The organism is Streptomyces sp. NPDC002754, from assembly GCF_053592315.1.
Map to the genome: position 1 here is coordinate 24230 of NZ_JBSFVM010000020.1, position 18542 is coordinate 42771.

General features: G+C 71.5%; 16 protein-coding genes and 1 pseudogene. 4 read left to right on the forward strand and 13 right to left on the reverse strand.

Going from position 1 to position 18542, the window contains the following annotated elements; translation table 11 throughout:
• Positions 1-3: 3 nt before the first annotated feature.
• The 4 genes from mqnC to ACWD2L_RS29405 all read right to left on the reverse strand — a co-directional run bounded on the left by mqnC (position 4) and on the right by ACWD2L_RS29405 (position 4744).
• Positions 4-1212, reverse strand: a complete 1209-nt coding sequence (gene mqnC / locus ACWD2L_RS29390; RefSeq protein ID WP_351341645.1) for a cyclic dehypoxanthinyl futalosine synthase — start codon at positions 1210-1212, stop codon at positions 4-6.
• A 78-nt stretch (positions 1213-1290) separates the two neighbouring features.
• Complete coding sequence (locus ACWD2L_RS29395) at positions 1291-2001, reverse strand: A24 family peptidase (protein WP_351341658.1); 711 nt, start codon at positions 1999-2001, stop codon at positions 1291-1293.
• Positions 2002-2019: 18 nt separating this feature from the next.
• The gene (locus ACWD2L_RS29400; RefSeq protein ID WP_351341648.1) at positions 2020-3654 is read right to left on the reverse strand and encodes a serine/threonine-protein kinase; all 1635 of its coding nucleotides are present in this window, start codon (positions 3652-3654) and stop codon (positions 2020-2022) included.
• 238 nt (positions 3655-3892) lie between these two features.
• Positions 3893-4744 (reverse strand): menaquinone biosynthetic enzyme MqnA/MqnD family protein, encoded by an 852-nt coding sequence (locus tag ACWD2L_RS29405; protein ID WP_351341661.1) that lies wholly within the window; start codon positions 4742-4744, stop codon positions 3893-3895.
• A gap of 313 nt (positions 4745-5057) precedes the next feature.
• Here ACWD2L_RS29405 and ACWD2L_RS29410 point away from each other — a divergent pair, with 313 nt between their 5' ends.
• Positions 5058-5261 carry a cold-shock protein gene (locus tag ACWD2L_RS29410; RefSeq protein ID WP_100836743.1) on the forward strand — a complete coding sequence of 68 codons (204 nt, stop codon included), beginning with the start codon at positions 5058-5060 and terminating at the stop codon, positions 5259-5261.
• A gap of 110 nt (positions 5262-5371) precedes the next feature.
• Here ACWD2L_RS29410 and ACWD2L_RS29415 read toward each other — a convergent pair whose 3' ends face one another.
• The 6 genes and pseudogenes from ACWD2L_RS29415 to ACWD2L_RS29440 all read right to left on the reverse strand — a co-directional run bounded on the left by ACWD2L_RS29415 (position 5372) and on the right by ACWD2L_RS29440 (position 11975).
• Positions 5372-6172, reverse strand: a complete 801-nt coding sequence (locus ACWD2L_RS29415) for an ABC transporter ATP-binding protein (protein ID WP_351341652.1) — start codon at positions 6170-6172, stop codon at positions 5372-5374.
• A 215-nt stretch (positions 6173-6387) separates the two neighbouring features.
• A pseudogene (locus ACWD2L_RS29420) lies at positions 6388-7320 on the reverse strand (ABC transporter ATP-binding protein); the annotation flags it as partial.
• An 11-nt stretch (positions 7321-7331) separates the two neighbouring features.
• A complete protein-coding gene (locus ACWD2L_RS29425; protein ID WP_351345003.1) occupies positions 7332-8174 on the reverse strand; it encodes an ABC transporter permease in 843 nt (280 codons plus the stop codon).
• The gene (locus ACWD2L_RS29430) at positions 8171-9139 is read right to left on the reverse strand and encodes an ABC transporter permease (RefSeq protein ID WP_351345006.1); all 969 of its coding nucleotides are present in this window, start codon (positions 9137-9139) and stop codon (positions 8171-8173) included. Before ACWD2L_RS29430 ends, ACWD2L_RS29425 begins: the two co-directional genes overlap by 4 nt.
• Before the next feature lie 8 nt (positions 9140-9147).
• The gene (locus ACWD2L_RS29435) at positions 9148-10803 is read right to left on the reverse strand and encodes an ABC transporter substrate-binding protein (RefSeq protein WP_351345001.1); all 1656 of its coding nucleotides are present in this window, start codon (positions 10801-10803) and stop codon (positions 9148-9150) included.
• Positions 10804-10811: 8 nt separating this feature from the next.
• Complete coding sequence (locus ACWD2L_RS29440) at positions 10812-11975, reverse strand: C45 family peptidase (RefSeq protein ID WP_351344998.1); 1164 nt, start codon at positions 11973-11975, stop codon at positions 10812-10814.
• A 136-nt stretch (positions 11976-12111) separates the two neighbouring features.
• On the opposite strand from ACWD2L_RS29440, the gene ACWD2L_RS29445 reads away from it, so the two are divergent.
• Complete coding sequence (locus ACWD2L_RS29445; RefSeq protein ID WP_351344995.1) at positions 12112-12990, forward strand: MurR/RpiR family transcriptional regulator; 879 nt, start codon at positions 12112-12114, stop codon at positions 12988-12990.
• Between the two features lie 87 nt (positions 12991-13077).
• Here ACWD2L_RS29445 and ACWD2L_RS29450 read toward each other — a convergent pair whose 3' ends face one another.
• The gene (locus ACWD2L_RS29450) at positions 13078-13533 is read right to left on the reverse strand and encodes a DUF2000 domain-containing protein (protein WP_351344992.1); all 456 of its coding nucleotides are present in this window, start codon (positions 13531-13533) and stop codon (positions 13078-13080) included.
• A gap of 49 nt (positions 13534-13582) precedes the next feature.
• Between ACWD2L_RS29450 and ACWD2L_RS29455 the strand changes: the two genes are divergently transcribed.
• On the forward strand, positions 13583-14428 hold the full coding sequence (locus tag ACWD2L_RS29455) for a helix-turn-helix domain-containing protein (RefSeq protein WP_351344989.1): 846 nt from the start codon (positions 13583-13585) through the stop codon (positions 14426-14428).
• 31 nt (positions 14429-14459) lie between these two features.
• Here ACWD2L_RS29455 and ACWD2L_RS29460 read toward each other — a convergent pair whose 3' ends face one another.
• On the reverse strand, positions 14460-15872 hold the full coding sequence (locus ACWD2L_RS29460; RefSeq protein WP_351344986.1) for an MFS transporter: 1413 nt from the start codon (positions 15870-15872) through the stop codon (positions 14460-14462).
• Positions 15873-16116: 244 nt separating this feature from the next.
• Here ACWD2L_RS29460 and ACWD2L_RS29465 point away from each other — a divergent pair, with 244 nt between their 5' ends.
• Positions 16117-16959: a helix-turn-helix domain-containing protein gene (locus ACWD2L_RS29465; protein WP_351344983.1), complete on the forward strand. Its 843-nt coding sequence runs from the start codon at positions 16117-16119 to the stop codon at positions 16957-16959.
• A gap of 217 nt (positions 16960-17176) precedes the next feature.
• Here the strand turns inward: ACWD2L_RS29465 and ACWD2L_RS29470 are convergent, their stop codons facing one another.
• A complete protein-coding gene (locus tag ACWD2L_RS29470) occupies positions 17177-18496 on the reverse strand; it encodes an acetyl-CoA C-acetyltransferase (RefSeq protein ID WP_351339819.1) in 1320 nt (439 codons plus the stop codon).
• Between the last annotated feature and the right edge of the window lie 46 nt (positions 18497-18542).

Sequence of the window (18542 nt, forward strand, 5' to 3'; positions counted from 1 at the left end):
CGCTCAGTTGGTGGAGACGAGCTTCAGCTCGGGGTGAGCCGTCCCGCCGTCGATCGCCGTCGACGAGATGTGCGAGCTGACGCGGTCGTCGACCGGGTCGTTCGCCGGGTCGTCGTGCACGACGAGGTGCTCGTACGTCGTGGCGCGCTGCGCCGGGACGCGGCCCGCCTTGCGGATCAGCTCGATGATCTCCATGCGGTTGGAGCGGTGCTTGGCACCGGCCGACGAGACCACGTTCTCCTCCAGCATGATCGAGCCGAGGTCGTCGGCGCCGTAGTGCAGGGACAGCTGGCCGACCTCCTTGCCCGTCGTCAGCCAGGAGCCCTGGATGTGCTGGACGTTGTCCAGGAAGATCCGGGCGATCGCGATCATCCGCAGGTACTCGAAGAGCGTCGCCTGCGTGCGGCCCTTCAGGTGGTTGTTCTCCGGCTGGTACGTGTACGGGATAAAGGCACGGAAGCCGCCCGTGCGGTCCTGTACGTCGCGGATCATGCTCAGGTGCTCGATGCGCTCGGCGTTGGTCTCGCCGGTGCCCATCAGCATCGTCGACGTCGACTCGACGCCCAGGTTGTGGGCGATCTCCATGATCTCCAGCCAGCGCTCGCCGGACTCCTTGAGAGGAGCGATCGCCTTGCGGGGGCGCGCGGGGAGCAGCTCGGCGCCGGCGCCGGCGAAGGAGTCGAGACCGGCGGTGTGGATGCGCTGGATGGCTTCCTCGGCCGACACCTTGGAGATCCGCGCCATGTGCTCGATCTCCGAGGCCCCCAGGCTGTGGATGACCAGCTGCGGGTACGCCTTCTTGATGGCGGAGAAGTGCTCCTCGTAGTACTCGACGCCGTAGTCCGGGTGGTGCCCGCCCTGGAACATGATCTGCGTGCCGCCGAGCTCGACGGTCTCCTGGCAGCGCCGCAGGATGTCGTCGAGGTCGCGCGACCAGCCCTTCTTGGTGTCCTTGGGGGCCGCGTAGAAGGCGCAGAACTTGCACGCCGTGACGCACACGTTCGTGTAGTTGATGTTCCGCTCGATGATGTACGTCGCGATGTGCTCGATGCCCGCGTACTTGCGGCGGCGGATCGCGTCCGCGGCGGCGCCGAGCGCGTGCAGCGGGGCGTCACGGTAGAGGGTGACGGCCTCCTCGGGGGTGATCCGCCCACCGTCGGCGGCGCGGTCGAGGATGGCCATCATGGACGGCAGCGCGGCCTTCTCGGTCACCGGACGAGCCCCTTTCGGAGGAATCTGCCGAGTTCGAGCTGGAATCTCGACGAGTCTGAGCTGAAATCTCAGCGTACGTCAGGCGCCCAGACCGCCCAGCAGAACCCCCGCGAGGGCGCCCAGAATCATGAAGGGGCCGAACGGGATCTCGGTCCCGCGCCCGGCCCGCCGCGCGACCACCAGGACCAGCGCGTACAGACCGTTGAACAGCACGCCCGCGAAGGCGCCCAGGAACAGCACACCCCACCCGTACCAGCCGAGCGCCGCGCCGAGCCCGACCGCCAGCTTCACGTCCCCGAAGCCCATCCCCTTCGGGTAGGCGAGCAGAAGCAGCAGGTAGCCGCCGCCGAGACCGAGCGCGCCCCACAGTGCGCCGCTCCACGCCCCGCCGGCCTCCGGCAGCAGCGCGGCCCCGCCGAGCGCGAGCACGGTGAGCCCGGCGAGCGGCAGCGTGAGCACGTCCGGCAGCCGGTGCACCGCGAAGTCGACGGTGGCCAGGAGCACGCCGAGCGGCGCGAGCAGCAGCCAGGCGCCGAGCTCCGGCCGGGTGTCGGTGGTGGCGGCGAGCAGCGCGCAGGCCGCGCCGGTGATCAGGGCCAGCCGGACGGAACCGGGCCCGGCCCCCACCCAGCCGCGCCCCGGCCGCCACGGCTCCCCCGGCTCGACGGACAGCCGGTACGCGGGCCGCGGCAGCAGCAGCCCGCAGGCCGCGCCCCACAGGGCGGCGAGCGCGACCAGCACGACCGGCGCACCGGCCTCGACGGCGATCAGCGCGCCGCCCCGCACCATGTCCCCCCGCACCGGACCTCAGCCGCCCTTGACCCGGTCGAGGTCCGCCGTCGGGTTGCCGGCGGCCGGATACTGCGAGGTGTACTTGAGGGACGTGCCGTCCCGGGTGAGGCGCACGGTGTGCGTGCCGCTCGCGCAGGTGCCCGGGTTGCCGGGCGCGGCCTTCCCCGCGGCCACGAGCGCCTTGCCGTCGGCGGACTTCAAGGTCAGTACGTCGACGCACTGGATGCCCAGCGGATCCGTCGACGTCACCTTGCCGACCCGCTGGCCGGCCCTGGCCTGCTTCAGGTCGACGCGGAACGTCCCGAAAGAGACCCCCGCCTGCTTCGCGGGCCCGTCCCACGCCCCTACGTAGAACTGCGGTACGCCCGGCGCCCTGGACGCGGCGGACGGAGTGGGCCGGGCGTCGCTCGCGCCGCTCTGGTCGCCGCCGCCTTCGCTCGGCAGCATGGTGAACAGGACCACGCCGCCCACCGTCACCGCCGCGAACGCGCCCGCCACGGCGAGCGCCACCGAACAACTCACCCTGCGGCCCCGCCCGTTCGACTCGCCGGGGGTCGAGCTCGCCGTCACGGACATCGACAGGCGCCCCGGTACGGCGTCCTGCTTCGACTCGGTGGGTGACCCCTCCGTACGAGGCGTGGGCACGCGCGCGTACGCGGGGTCCGGTGGCCCGAAGACGCCGGCCGGCTCCGAACTCCCGGTCACGGCAGGGGCATTGAAGCCGACAGGCCCCGAGTGCGGGACGTCGGCGGGGGCGCCCTCCAGGTCCAGGAGCCGCACCGCGCCGCGCGAGACCTCCTCCACCATCGGCCCCGGCAGCCACCCCGCCTGCACGAGACGCGCGGCGCCGTCCGGGGCGAGGCGCCGGGCGACCTCCTCGGGAGTGGGGCGCGCGGCCGGATCCTTCGCGAGGCAGGCCGCGGCGACCTCGCGCAATTCGCCGGTCAGCGAGCCCAGTTCGGGCTGCTCGTGGACGACCTTGTAGAGCAGCGCGGCCGACGAGTCACCGGGAAAGGGGGACGACCCCATGGCCGCGTACACGAGGACGGCACCGAGCGAGAAGACGTCCGCGGCGCCCGTGACGCCCTTGCCGAGGATCTGCTCGGGCGACATGTAGCCGGGCGAGCCGATGGAGACGCCGGTGGAGGTGAGCGAGGCCGTGCCGTCGGTGGCGCGGGCGATGCCGAAGTCGATGAGCCGCGGCCCGTCCAGGGTCAGCAGCACGTTCGACGGCTTCACGTCGCGGTGCACGAGCCCCAGGCCGTGCACGGCCGCGAGCGCCTCGGCGAGGCCGGCGCCCAGAACCCGTACCGAATGGTCGGGCAGGCCCGCGCCCCGGCCCGCGGCCTCGGTGAGCGAGGGGCCCGCGACGTATCCCGTCGCCACCCACGGCACCTCGGCGTCCGGGTCGGCGTCGAGCACCGGCGCCGTCCAGGCACCGCCCACCCGGCGGGCCGCCTGCACCTCACGCTTGAAGCGGGCCCGGAACTCGTCGTCGAGCGCGAAGTGCGGGTGCACGATCTTCACGGCGACGGTGCGCCCTCCGGCGCTGCGGCCCAGATACACCCGGCCCATGCCGCCCGAACCGATCCTGCCGAGCAAGCGGTAGGGCCCCACCGCCGTGGGTTCGCCGGTCTGAAGCGGCTGCATGATGCGGACCTCCCCCAATGTGCACGCACGCACCAGCAGCGTAGCCCCGCGCCTCGTCCGCGCACACGCCTCTCGAAAGCCCCGGAACACATCCGGGACGCATCGGGAACACATCGGGAAGACCGGGTGGATCACCGTGAATTCATACCGAATTCACCCACCGGCGCAGAATTCCCGTACAACGTTCCAGGAATCCCGCGCCGGAGAACGCCGGCCCACAAGCGCACTCAGGAAGAATTCACGACATCAGCAGATCGACCCGGACATCCGCGGGAAACCCCGTCGTCGGTCCGACCCGTCGCGCGAACTCCGTGACGCCTTCCAGTTGTGCGGGACCGAAGCGGAAGTCGAGCGTCGTGAAGTACTCCTCGAGGATCTTCTCGTCGAAGACCTCCCAGCGCGCCGCCTGCTCGGCGACCTTGGTGACCTCCTCCAGGGAGACGTCGCGGGAGGCCAGGAACGCCTCGTGCACCTTCTGGGTGATCTCCGGTTCGCGCTCCACGTACTCCTTGCGTGCCGCCCACACCGCGAAGACGAACGGCAGCCCCGTCCACTCCTTCCACAGCGCACCCAGGTCGTGCACCTGGAGGCCGAGCCGCGGGGCGTCGTGCAGATTGGCCCGCAGCGCCGCGTCCCCGATGAGCACGGCCGCCTCCGCGTCCTGCATCATCAGCCCCAGGTCAGGCGGGCACGTGTAGTAGTCGGGCTGTACGCCGAAGCGCTCGGCCAGCAGCAGCTGCGCGAGCCTGACCGACGTACGAGAGGTGGACCCGAGGGCCACGCGCCGGCCGTCGAGCTGGTCGAGGGGGACCTGCGAGACGATCACGCAGGACATCACGGGGCCGTCGCAACCCACGGCGAGATTGGGGAACGCGACGAGGTCGTCGGCCGCCTTGAGGAACTCGACGAGGGTGATGGGACCGATGTCGAGGTCACCGTTCACCAGCTGCTCGCTCAGCTTCTCCGGCGTGTCCTTCGTCAGCTCGAAGTCCAGGAGCGAGCCCGTCCTGGCAAGCCCCCAGTACAGAGGCATGCAGTTCAGGAACTGGATGTGGCCCACTCGCGGACGAGTGCGCCGCGCGGCCTTCAGGGTCTCGGGAGAATTGTCCACATCGCGAGACTAAACCCCATGCGGTACGGTGCGGGGTCCGGGTCGGGTACGGCATCGCGGTCAACCCCCACGGAGACCCCGTCAAACCTGCGAGTGAAGTGATCTTGGCCTCTATTGCTTTCGGCTGCCTGCGTGCTAGGCTCCATCGCAAGTTGCAGTTTGGTTTCCCTTGCAGTACAGAGCCTGCGGAGCATGTGACCGCGGGCTCTCGTCATTTTCAGACTTTTGCATTGTTCGCAAGTGCATTTGCAGGTTCTGGAACAGGGCAACCCTTTGGCCCATAGGAGGGCTTATGGCTACCGGAACCGTGAAGTGGTTCAACGCTGAAAAGGGCTTTGGCTTCATCGCCCAGGAAGGCGGCGGCCCGGACGTCTTCGTCCACTACTCCGCGATCAATGCGAGCGGCTTCCGCTCCCTTGAGGAGAACCAGGCCGTGAACTTCGACGTCACGCAGGGCCCGAAGGGTCCGCAGGCGGAGAACGTCACCCCCGTCTGATCCTTCGCGATCGCACGGTAGTTGCCGTGATCTGATCCGGAACCTAGCGCAGTACCCAAGGAGCCCCGCGCCTCACGGCAGCGGGGCTCCTGCCTTTTTCGGACGGGCGGCTACGTGAGTGCGGCCCGGGCCGCGACCGCGTCCGCCGGGTCCCAGCCCCGGCCCGGCACCGAGGCGAGCAGCAGCCGGGTATACGGGTCGGTGGGCTCGCTCAATACGCGGTGCGTGGGCCCCCGTTCGACCACTCTGCCCCGCCGCATCACCAGCACCTCGTCCGTGACGTGCTGGACGACCGCCAGGTCGTGGCTGACGAAGACCAGGGCCACTCCGGTGTCCCGGCGGATCTCGTCGAGGAGCCGCAGGATCTGCGCCTGGATGGAGACGTCGAGCGCGGCGACCGCCTCGTCGAGGACCAGCACTTGGGGGTCGACGGCGAGTGCGCGGGCGATGGCCAGGCGTTGGCGCTGGCCGCCGGAGAGGTGGCGGGGGCGGGCGGTGGCCTCGCGCGCGCCGAGGCCCACCTGGTCGAGGAGGGCGGATGCGGTGGATTCGTCGCGGCCGTGCAGGCGCAGGGCGGAGCGCAGGCACTCGTCCGCCGTGAGGCGGGGGTCGAGCGATACGTAGGGGTCCTGGAACACCATTTGGATCTGGCGGGCTCTGGCCAGGCGGGGGGTCTTGCCGCGAGGGGGTTTGGCGGGCCTTGGGGTGCCGTCGACCTTGATCGTGCCGTGGTCCGGGGGGACGAGGCCGACGAGCATGCGGGCGACGGTGGTCTTGCCGGAGCCGGATTCCCCGACGATCCCCAGGGCGCCGCCGGGGGTGAGGGTGAAGCTGATCGCTTCGGCGGCGGTGTGGGTGCCGTAGGTCTTACGGAGGTCCGTGACGTCCAGGAGTGGTGGTTGCGTGGTCACTTGGGGCCTTCCCCGTTCGTCTCGTCGCGCGGCGCCGTGGGCTGTCTCCCCCACCCCGCCCCTTCCCGAAAGTCCTGCCGGACGGGCCTGCTCAATCGCCGCAGGGGCTCCATTTGGAGCCCCGCCGGCGATTGAGGCGAATCAAGCCCCGCCGGCGTTTGAGGCGCGTCTTTAAGCCCCTGCGGCGATTGAGCAGCGGGGTCCGGGGCGGAGCCCCGGGGCGTGGGGGCGGTGCGGCGGCATGTGACGGTTCCGCCGTCCGGCAAAGGGCTTGGTTCCGGGTGCCAGTTGGCGCACTCGGCATCCGCGTCCGGACAGCGGTCCACGAACGGACACCCCCCGAACGTGTCCGAGAGGGACGGCGGCTTGCCCGGGATCGGGGCAAGGGGGCGGGACTCGCCCAGCGTTGGGGAGCAGGCCAGGAGGCCGCGGGTGTACGGGTGGGCCGGAGCCGTGAACAGCGCGTCCGCCGTACGGTGTTCGACCACGCGGCCCGCGTACATGACGTGGACCCGGTCGCAGTAGGCCGCCGCCAGGTGCAGGTCGTGTGTGATGAAGAGGAGGCCGGCGCCCCGGGACTCCCGGGCCTCGCGGAGCTGCGTGAGGATCTCCGCCTGGGTCGTGACGTCGAGCGCACTGGTCGCCTCGTCCGCGAGGAGGAGCCGCGGGCGGGCCGCCAACGCCCCCGCGATGACGACACGTTGGAGCATTCCGCCGGAGAGTTCGTGCGGGCGCTGGCGCACGTGCCGGGCGGGGTCGGGCAGGCCGACCGCGGCGAGCAGGTCGAGCGCCTCCGCCTTCGTCGCCCCTCGTTCCGTCAGGAAGTCGCCGATGCGGCGGACGGGGTTGAGGGCGGCGCGCGGGTCCTGGTGGATCATCGCGGCCGTCTCCGACCTGTGCTTCCGCAACTCCTCGCCGCGCAGGGCCAGGACGTCCGAGCCTTCGACCCGGACCGTTCCCGTGGTCGTGGCGCCGTCCGGCAGCAGGCCGAGCGCCGCCTTCGCCGTCGTCGACTTGCCGGAGCCCGACTCCCCTACCAGGCCGACGACTTCGCCCTCGGCGACGTTCAGGGAGACGGAATCGAGGAGGGGGCGGGCGGCGCCGGGGACCGTGACGGTGAGGTCCTCGATCGAGAGAAGCGTCTTCATGGTCGTAGTCATCAGGACTGCTTTCCGAGGCGGTCGGCCGCCCATACCCCGACGACGTTGAAGGAGACGACGACCAGGGCGATGGCCGTGCCGGGCACGAGGGCGGGCAGGAGTGCGCCCTGGACGATCGCGGCCTGGCCCTCCTGGACCATCAAGCCCCAGTCGGAGGACGGCGGTTGGGCTCCGAAGCCCAGGTAGGAGAGGGTCGCGAGGGACATCAGGGCCTCGCCGAAGAGGACGACCAGGTAGCCGAGGATCGACCGGCCCAGGTTCGGGACGAGGTGCAGCGCGCAGATCCGGGCGCCGCCCATGCCCTGGACCCGGTACGCGTCGACGTACGGCTTGCGGGCCTCCGAAAGGGCCAGAGAGCGCGTGTACTTGGCGATGGTCGGAGTGAAGGCGAGGCCGAGCGCGAGGACCGACGTCGTCATGCCCGCGCCGAACACCGCGATGATCAGGACCGTGAAGAGCAGGCCGGGGAAGGCGTACATCACGTCCGTGAGCCGGGAGACCAGCGTGTCCACCCAGCCGCCGCGCCAGGCGGCGAGCACTCCGAGCGTGACGCCGAGCGCCGCGGCCACCGCGAGCAGCGCGACCGGTGCGACGAGGCTGGACCGGGCGCCGTACAGGACGCGGGACAGCAGGTCCTGACCGGAGGAGTCGGTGCCGAGGAGGTGCTCGGAACCGGTGCCGACGAGGGAGGCGGAGAGGTCGATGGCGTCGGGTGCGTAGGGCGCGAGCAGGGGCGCGGCGAGCGCCGCGAGCACCACGAGCGCGAGCACCGCCCCGGCGAGGGTGACGCCGAGCGGGCGCCGGGTGGTCCCGACCGGGGTCAGGCTGAGGGCCGCCGTCATGCGTGGGCCTCCTTCACTCTCGGGTCCAGGAGGGGGTGCACGAGGTCGACGAGCGTCGTCACGACCACGTATCCGGTGACCATGAGGAGCAGGACGGCCTGCGCCACCGGGAAGTCGTGGGTGTTGATCGCGTTGACGAGCAGGGAGCCGATGCCGCTGATGCCGAACGCCGTCTCGACGACGACCGTGCCGGCGAGCATGCCCGCCATGACGAGTCCACACATGGTGACGATGGGGCCCAGCGCGTTGCGCAGGACGTGCCGGCGGACGATCTCGCGTTCCGGGACGCCGGAGGCGCGGGCCGCCTCGACGTGGTCGGACGCGGCGGCGTCCGCCATGGCCTGCCGGGTGACGCGGCTGATGATGGCGAGCGCGCCGAGGGCCAGCGAGACGGCGGGCAGCGTCAGGTGGTGCAGGGTGCCCGCGAGGCCCGAGCCCGAGCCGGTCACCGGGAACCAGCCGAGCTGCACGCCGAACAGCGAGACCAGCGCGATCGCGGCGACGAACGAGGGGACGGAGGCGGCGAGCGTCGTGCCGCCGACCACCGCCGAGTCGACCCACGTCGAGCGCCGCACCGACGCGAGGATCCCGGCGCCGACCCCGAGGATCACGTACAACACCGTTGCGTAGGCGACGAGTTCGAGCGTGGTGGCGAGCCGGGAGGAGATGAGGTCCGCGACCTGGTCGCCGTACTTGAAGGAGCGGCCGAGGTCGAGGTGGACGGTGTCCCACAGCCAGCGGCCGTACTGCACGACGAGCGGTTCGTCGAGGTGGTACTGCGCGCGGACCTGCGCGAGCCGTTCGGGTGTCAGCTTGTCGCGGCCGCCCGCGAGGAAGACCGCGGGGTCGCCGGGCGCCGCGTACACGGCGGCGAAGATGACGAACGAGGCGGCGACGAGGGTCGCGACCAGACCGGCGAGGCGACGCGAGAGGAGCGCCACCGCGCGCAGCGGAAGTACTTTGATGGCTGCCACTACTTCCCCTTCCTCGCGCCGAGTTCGGCGGCCCACGGGTAGTAGAGGTAGGCCTGCGAGGCCGTCGGCCCGGTCAGCTTCTTGTCCAGGACGAGGATCGTGGGCACCTGGGCCACCGGGATCCACACCGCGGACTCGACGAAGGTGCGCTGGACGGTGATGGCGAGCTTCGCGCGGGCGGCGTCGTCGAGGGTGGAGAGTGCCTGCTTCACCTGCCGGTCGTACGCGGCGTCCTTGAATCCGACCCAGTTGTTCGAGGAGCCGGAGAGCCCGTTGTCGTAGAAGCCCATGGGGTCGGCCTTGGAGATGTACCAGTCGCCCACGAGTACGTCGATGTCGGCGCGGGCCGTCGGGTCGCTGTAGAACTCCTCGAACTGGGCGGTCGGCACGGTCTTGATCTCCGCGCGGATGCCGACGCGCTGGAGGGCGGCGCGGGTCGCGTTCGCGATGACGGTGCGGCCCTGGCTCGCGTCGGTGCCGATGACGACGGGGGCGGTGGGGGCGCCCGCCTCCTTGACGAGCTTCTTGGCGCGGGCGAGGTCGGACGCGGTGGGCGAGGCGGGGGCGAGGTGTTTCAACTTCTTCTGCGCGGCGGCGAATTCGTCCTTCTCGTAGCCCCAGGCGCCCGAGCCGACCGGTGACGCCCATGGCTGCACGAGGCCGCCGTAGCCGGAGTCGGCGATGCCCGTGCGGTCGAGGGAGAGCGAGAGGGCGCGGCGGATCTTCGGGTCGGTGAGGCCGCCGCGGTCGGTGGGGATGAGGGCGAGCGAGGCGGTGGAGGGGCCGTAGTACTGCTTGAGGTCCTTGTCCGCGCGCAGCGCCGCCGCCGTGTTCGGGGACTCCGCGTACGCGCCGTCGGCCGCGCCCGTCTTGAGCGCGTTGACCAGCGCGCTGTCGGAGGCCCAGCGGAAGACGACCTCGTGGGTGAGCGGCTTCTTGCCCCAGTAGTCGTCGTAGGCGCGCAGGGTGATCGAGTCGCCGGACTTCCAGCGGGCGAGTTCGTACGGTCCCGAGCAGGCGTCCGGATGTCCGGGCGTGCCGAACTCCTTGCCCGCCTTGTCGACTTGGGCCCTGTTCCAGACGATGCCCGCGTCGCCCGCCATGGCCTTGAGGAACATGGCGTCGGGCGCCTTGAAGGTGACGGTGACGCGGTCGGCGGCCGTCTTCTTCATCGAGGTGACGTTCTCGAACTCGTCGGACTGTTCCATGTCCTTGGAGGCGTGCCGCTTCAGCGACCACAGCACGTCGTCGGCGGTCAGCTTCTTGCCGTCGTGGAACGTGACGCCGTCGCGGACGGTGAAGGTCAACTTCCGTCCACCGTCGGACGTTTCGGCCTTCTCGGCGAGCTGCGGCTTCGTCGTCATGTCCGGCTGGAGCTGGTAGAGGCGCTCGCATACGTTGGTGAGGACTACGCGGCCCGCGCTGCCGCCCTGCGCATCCAGGTCGAGGGAGTCCGGCTCGTCCTCAAGGAGCCAATTCGCCTTCTTCACTGGGCCGTTGGCGGCGGGAGTGGTGGCGTCCAGCTTCAGGTCGGCGGCCGGGGTGCCGCCGCCCTCCCCCTCGGGGCGGTCGGCGCCCGCGCAGGCGGTGGTGACGAGGAGGGTGACCGTGGCGAGCAGGGCCGCGGCCGGCACTCTTCGGGGCTTCGTCGCCATCAGGCGTCTCATCGGGCGTCTCCGTACGGGCCGTCGTAGAGGTTCCAGGGCAGGTGCTGGTAGTCGCGGTCGCAGGGGGTGCCGGCGGTGACGTGGTAGTCGCCGCTGGTCAGGTCGACGCAGGACGAGACGAGCGTCATCCAGTGCTTGACCTCCGGCTTGCGGACGTCGGGGTGGGTGCACAGGGACTCGGGCAGGCCCAGGTGGTCCGACATCGCCTGCTTGATGAGCTTGCGGGACTCGTCGGGGCCGCCGGACTCCCGCAGCGCGGCGAGGCCCTGCTCGGCGCGCGGGACGCGGACCAGGGAGTCGGAGGACATCGGGCGGTAGTCGGCGGCGAGGGCCGCGGGGACGCCGGCCTGGTAGTGGTTGCCGTGCACGAGCAGGCCGTTCGTCGGGTTCAGCCAGCCGATGCCCGCGGGCGTCGTCTCCAGGTCGACGGCGAAGCCCTCCCGGCAGGTCAGCAGGGCGTTGCTGGCGATGTGGGCGCGGGTGCGGCACAGGACGTCGAGGGCGTCGGTGACGGTGTGGGTGTCGAGGACGCTGCGGCGGATGACGGTCTGCGGGAGGCCGATCGCCTCGCTGAACCGGCCGCCGAGGCCGTTGGCGTTGAGGGCGATTCCGGCGGAGTTGGCGCCCTGGCGGCCGATCTGGCCCGCCTCCACCTGCATGATCACGGTGGGCTTGGGCGGCTGGACGATCCGGATCATGACGACGGTGTCGGCGACGCCGGCCCGCCAGTCCCAGTTCTGGCCCGCCCATACGTGGCCGTCTCCGCTGGCCTCGCCGAAGGCGGCGAAGGAGGTGCAGCCATCGGGAGCCTCTTCGGCGGGGTCCTCCTCCTTCTCGGCGGCCATGTCCTTGAAGGAGCGGTCGTAGATGACCTCGCCGCGGGCGTTGAGCGCGAGGACGTCCAGGACGTCGACGCCCGCCCCGTCGGCGATCCCCCGCATCTCTTCGAGGAGTTCGGGGGCGTAGGCGCGCACCGGCTCCAGCCAGCGGGCCGCGCGTGCGGTGACCCGGTCCCAGGTCAGGCCCGCGGACTGGCCGAAGGCCTGCTCGTAGTAGCCGATGGCGGCGTGCAGTTGGGGACGCACGGCCTCGCCGTACTGCCGGCCGCGGGCCAGGGGGGTGCCGCTGATGTCGATGACCGGGAGGGTCCGGGATGCCATGGTTCTCCTTGCCACGGAGAGGGCCCGTGAGGGTCCGTTCCCGAAACCGCGGTGTAACGTCGATTACGAGATGCTCTCCACTTGGAATGCGTTGTCCAGGAGAGTAACGGCCGTCACACGAGAGTCAATAGCTGTAATGAAAATTACCGATGGGGCCGCTCGGCTGCGCGGCGCCGTGCGCGAGCACTGGGACGAGCTGTCCGCGTCCGAGCGGGCGGTGGCCCAGTACCTGGTGAGCGCGCCGGCCGAGTCCCTGCTGTTCGCGTCCGCGCAGGAACTGGGGGCGGCGAGCGGCACCAGCAACGCGAGCGTGGTGCGCACGCTGCAACGCCTCGGGTACGCGGGGCTGCCCGCGCTCAAGCGGGAGCTGGCCTCGGACCTCACGTCCGCGGTGGCGCCCGAGGTGCGGCTCAAGCAGCGCATCGACCATGTCGGCCGCGATCTGGACGCCATCTGGGGCGAGGTGTTCGACGAGGCCGCCGAGCGCATCGAGCACGCCCGGCGGCTGACGCCGGGCGAGGCGCTGCGGGACGCCGTGGCGGCTCTGGCCGAGGCCGGCGAGATCCACTGCTACGGGGTCGCGGCGTCCGAACTCGCCGCGCGACACCTGGCGTTGGCACTCGGCAGGGTCGGGCGCAGGGCGCAGTACGTCGGGGCGACGGGGTTCGCCCTCGCGGACCATCTGCTGCGGCTGCGCAAGGGCGACGCGGTCGTCATCTTCCAACCGGGCCGCGATCTCCCCGAGTTGACGGTGCTGATCGACCGGGCGCGGGCGGTGGGCGCGCGGGTCGTCCTCGTCACGGACGAGCTGGCCGAGCTGTACGGGGACCGGGTCGACGCGGTCCTCACCGCCCCGCACACGCCCACCGGAATCACCACGGAGGCGCTCACGGCCCTGATGGTGGCGGACGCGCTGCTGCTGGCGATGACGACGCTGGAGGAGGGCCTCGCCGTGGAGACGTCGCACCAGCTCACGGTCCTGCGCGAGCAGCTTCTGAACCACCGCAAGAAGTAGCCGCAGGACCGCGGATCCGGCTCACGGGTGCATGCGGGTCACGGGTGCATGCGGGTCACGGGTGCTGCGAGTCACGGGTGCTGCGAGTCACGGGTGCATGCGGGCGCCCTTCAGAACCTTGTCGACCGCGTTACGCGGGCCATAGACCGCGAGGCCCACCAGGTCGAGCTCGGCGGCGGACACCGCGCGTACGGCCGCCCTGTTGTCGGCGTCGTGGCCGGTGGCGAACAGGTCGGACGTGAAGACGGCGCGGGGCAGGGCGCGGCGCAGGGCGCGTTCGTGGGCGGTCTTCAGGAGGTCCTTGCCGCCTTCGAAGACCAGCACCGGCTGGCGGAACATCGGCAGGTACGGGGTGCCGTCCGCGTCCTCGTAGGGTTCGCCGATCACCTCGGGCAGCTGCGGGCCGAGGCCGCTGACCAGGAAGGCCGTGACGTTCAGGCGCTGCCAGGTCTCCAGGTCGTCGCGGAGCAGCACCGCGATCTTGGTGTCGAAGCGGACGGAGGCGGGGGCGGTCGTGGCGGTAGCGGTGGTCTCGGTGCTCATGGGTTGAGACTGCCGGGTGGCTTACCTGCTGGTCTTGTACGTTTTTTGCATGGCGGTCAGCGGTCCCGGTTCTGGTTCCGGAGAGGAGATCAGTGCGTGGCGGCCCGGTGTGCCGGGTGTCACGGAGGTCTTCCACGCCCACTTCACACGGCACGTCTATCCGATGCACGTGCACGACACCTGGACGCTGCTCATCGTCGACGAGGGCGCGGTCCGCTACGACCTGGAGCGGCACGAGCACGGGACGCCGCTCGGCACGGTCTCGCTGCTGCCGCCGCACGTTCCGCACAATGGGCAGGCCGCGACGCCGGAGGGGTTCCGGAAGCGGGTGCTGTACCTGGACGCGGCGGGCGACGGGCCGCTCGACTCTTCGTTCATCGGGGCCGCCGTGGACCGGCCCGACCTGGTGGATCCGATGCTGCGGCGGCGGATCGGGCAGCTGCACGGTGCGCTCGCGCACCGCGGGGACGAGCTGGAGGCCGCGGGGCGGCTCGCGCTCGTCGGGGAGCGGCTCCGGGAGCGGTTGCGGCCGGCGCTGGCCGATGTGCGTAAGCCGGTGCCGGATCGGCGGGTGGCGGCTGCGTTGCGGGAGTTGCTCGATGCGCGGGTGGTGGAGGGGGTCGACCTGAGGGAGGCGGCGGGGCTTGTGCATGCGCATCCGGCGCATCTGGTGCGGTCGTTCGGGGCGGCGTACGGGATTGCTCCGCATCAGTACTTGATGGCGCGGCGGGTGGATCGGGCGCGGGGGTTGTTGCTGGGTGGGCAAGCACCTGCCGGTGTGGCGGAGGCGTGTGGGTTCTATGACCAGTCACATTTGACGCGGTGCTTCAAGCGGGTGGTGGGGGTGCCGCCGGGGCGGTACGCCCGTGGTTCTGTTGCGGTCGACCGTGGTTGACGCCACGGGGCGCTGCCCCGGACCCCGCGCCTCAATCGCCGGCGGGGCTTGATGTGCGCAGCAGCGCCGCGCTCAGCGTTGCCGTCGCGGCCAGGAGGGTGCCCGCAACCACCAGGCTCACCCGCATCCCGGCCAGGGAGAACGTGCCCTCCCCCGACCCCGCGAGCAACGTGCCGAAGAGGGCCACCGCCAGCGCCCCGCCGGTCTGGCGCAGCGCGTTGAGGAGGCCGGAGGCCGTGCCCACGCGCGGGCCCGGAACCGCGTCCATCAGCATCGCCGTCACCGCGGGGATCGCGAACGCCCCGCCGAGCCCGGTCGGGACGAGGAGCAGCAGGAGCAGCCACATCGGCGTGTGCGCGGTCAGCGGCAGGAGGGCGAACATGGCGAGCGCCAGCACGAGTTGGCCGATGACGACGACCGGGCGGCGGCCGAAGCGTTCGGCCACGCGCGGCGAGATCAGGTTCGTCCCGGTGATCAGTACGGCCAGCGGCACGAAGACCAGGCCCGCCGCCGTCGCGGACATGCCCCGGAGCTGCTGGAGGTAGAGGCCGAGCAGGAACACCACCCCGTAGAAGCCGACGTTGACGGCGAAGCCGACCGCCAGCGACACCGACACCGTGCGGTCGCGCAGCATGGTCAGCGGGACCATCGGGGCGCGGTGCCGCTTCTCCGTCACGTAGAAGGTGAGCGCGCAGACGACAGCGACCACCAGTGCCACGAGTCCCAGGCCACCGCCCTCGATCACCGCGAAGGTCAGGCCCGCCAGCGTGAGGACGGCCGTGATCTGGCCGGGGACGTCGATCGGTGCCGGGCGGCGGGGCGAGGGGGCGACCTTCACGAGCAGGGCCAGGATCGCCGCGCCCACGGGCAGGTTGAGGAAGAACACCGCACGCCAGCCGACGTGTTCGGTCAGTACGCCGCCGAGCACCGGGCCCGCCGCCATCGACACCGAACCGCCGACCGTCCACAGCGCGATCGCCCGCGCCCGCTGCCGCGCGTCGTCGTACGCCTCCCGGATCAGCGCGAGCGAGGCCGGCATGAGGACCGCCGCCGCCCCGCCCTGGACGACCCGGGCCACGATCAGCGCGCCGAGACCGGGCGCGACGGCGCAGGCCAGCGAGGCGACGGTGAAGAGGGCGGTGCCGAGGACGTAGGCGCGGCGGGCGCCCGTGCGGTCGGACAGCGCACCCGCCGAGAGCATCAGCCCGGCGAACATCAACGTGTACGCGTCCGCCACCCACTGCAACCCGGCCATCCCGCCGTGCAGGTCGTCGCGGATGCCGGGCAGCGCGATGTTCACCGCCGACACGTCGATGGTGATCACGGCGAAGCCGAGCAGCGCGGCGAGGAGGGCGGGGGTCCGGCCGGTGCGGCCGGGTGCGGTTGCCTCGGCGTCGAGTACGGGTCGCGTACGAGTACGGGCTCTGGCGGCGACGGTGGTCACACGGTCCTCCTGGGGCGCGGTGTTCGAAGTGCGGGTGGGCGGCCGGCACGGGCCGCGGCCCTGTGACATGCACTCCCTGGGCCCCGGGCCCTTCCGAGAAGGGCCCTCGCCTGCCGGCCACCCGCAGCGAGAACCACTCTGCGGCCGCGCGGCGAAAGGTGGCAGGCCGCGCTCCACCGGGGTGCCGCGTTCCTGGCCCTGAGACGGCCCCCCACCGCTCTCGACGACGATGCAGAATGCACGTATGGCTGAGACCACGGAACTGGGCCGCTACCTGCGGGCCCGCAGGGGGCAGGTCACCCCGGCCGACGCGGGCCTGCCCGCCGGTACGGGCCTGCGCCGCACACCCGGGCTGCGCCGCGAGGAGCTGGCCACGCTCGCGGGCGTCAGCGTCGACTACTACACGCGCCTGGAGCGGGGCCGCGAGACCAACCCGTCCGCCGCCGTGCTCGACGCCATCGCCCGCGCCCTGCGGCTGCGCGGCGACTCCTACGAGCGCCTCCACGAACTGGCGGAACTGGCCTCGGGACGCCCCAGCGAACCGCGTCCCACCGCCGACGACACGGTCCGTCCCTCGGTGCTGCGGGTGCTGGAGGCGCTGCGACCGCTGCCCGCGTACGTCGTCAGCCGGCACAACTACGTACTCGCCGCGAATCCGCCGGGCCGTCGGCTGCTGCCGGGGCTGTGGGACTGGCCGGACGAGCAGCGCAACATCACGCGCTACCTCTTCCTGCACCCGACGGGGCGTGAGCTGTACGTGCCGTGGGAGGAGACGGTGACCGCGTCGGTGGCGCACCTGCGGGCCATCGCGGGTACCGATCCCGACGATCCGCGGCTGACCGCACTCGTGGGCGAACTCACCCTCAAGTCAACGGACTTCACCCGCATCTGGGACCGGTACGACGTCCAGGAACGCAGTGGCGGCACCAAGTCCTTCGCGCATCCGAAGGTCGGTGCGATGACGCTCACGTTCGAGGTGATGCGGCTCGCCCGCACGGGGGGCCAACGCCTGGTCGTCTACCAGGCCCCTCCGGGTTCGCCGGACGAGGAAGCGGCCCTGAACCTGGACCCCGCCTCCTCACCCTGAAGGCGCCGACGCCACGGGGCTCCGCCCCGGACCCCGCTGCTCAATCGCCGCAGGGGCTTGATCGCCTCAATCGCCGGCGGGGCTTGATAGATCAAGCCCGCCGACGATTGACCTTTCGAGCCCTGCCGATGGTTGGTCTTCCAAGCCCCGCCGGCGGTTGGTTTTTTGAGCCCCGCCGGCGATTGAGGCGCGGGGTCCGGGGCGGAGCCCCGTGGCGTCAAGCACGTTCCAGCACAGCGGTGACGCCCTGGCCGCCCGCCGCGCAGATCGAGATCAGGCCCCGCCCCGAACCACCCCGCTCCGCCAACAACTTGGCCAACGTGGCGACGATCCTCGCCCCCGTCGCCGCGAACGGATGCCCGGTCGCGAGCGACGACCCCGCCACGTTCAACCGCCCCCGGTCCACCGGCGAAAGCCCCGCCTTCTCCCACGCGGCGAGCGTCGCCAACACCTGCGAGGCGAACGCCTCATGCACCTCGACCAGGTCGAAGTCCTCGACCCCGAGCCCCACCCGCTCCAGCATCCGCGGCACGGCATACGCGGGCGCCATGAGCAGCCCGTCGCCGTCGCCGCCCGCGACGTCCCCGCCTACGAAGTCGACCGCCGCCGTCTCGTACGCCGTGAGATACGCGAGCGGCTCAAGCCCGCGCGACGCCACCCACTCCTCGCTCGCGAGCAGCACCACCGCCGCGCCGTCCGTCAACGGCGTCGAATTCCCGGCCGTCATGGTCGGGTTCGGGTCGTCACCCTTGACCCCGAACACCGGCTTCAGCTTGGCGAGTTGCTCGACGGTCGACCCCGGCCGCAGGTTCTGGTCCCGCTCGAGCCCCCGGTACGGCACGACGAGATCGTCCAGGAGCCCCCGCTCGTACGCCGCCGCGAGACGCTGATGACTGGTGGCGGCCAGCTCGTCCTGGGCCTCGCGGGCGATGCCCCACGCGCGCGCGGTGACGGCGGCGTGCTCGCCCATGGACAGCCGGGTGCGCGGCTCCGCGTTGCGCGGGATGTCGGGGACCAGGTGCCCCGGCCTGACCTTGGCGAGCGCCTTCAACCGGCCGCCCGCCGACTTCGCCCGCCGCGCCTCAAGGAGGATCTTGCGCAGCTCGTCGTTGACGCCGAGCGGGGCGTCACTCGCGGTGTCGGAGCCGCCCGCGACGGCGCTCTCGGTCTGACCGAGCGCGATCTTGTTGGCGGCGGCGATCACGGCCTGCAGCCCGGTGCCGCAGGCCTGCTGGATGTCGTACGCGGGCGTGCGCGCGTCCATCATCGAACCGAGCACGGTCTCGCGTGCGAGGTTGAAGTCGCGGCTGTGCTTCAGCACGGCGCCCGCCACGAACTCACCGACGGCGCCGGGCTCGTGGAGCTTCATCCGCCCCACGAGGCCGTCGAGCGCGGCGGTCAGCATGTCCTGGTTGGACGCGGTCGCGTACGGGCCGTCGGAGCGCGCGAACGGGATGCGGTTGCCGGCGACGACGGCGACACGACGTGGTGCGTTTCCCAGGACGGGGGCGGCAGGGCCCTTCGGGGTTCGCGTCATGTTCGGCAGCTCCTGAGCTCTCGCGGTGCCTCTCGACAAGTACTGA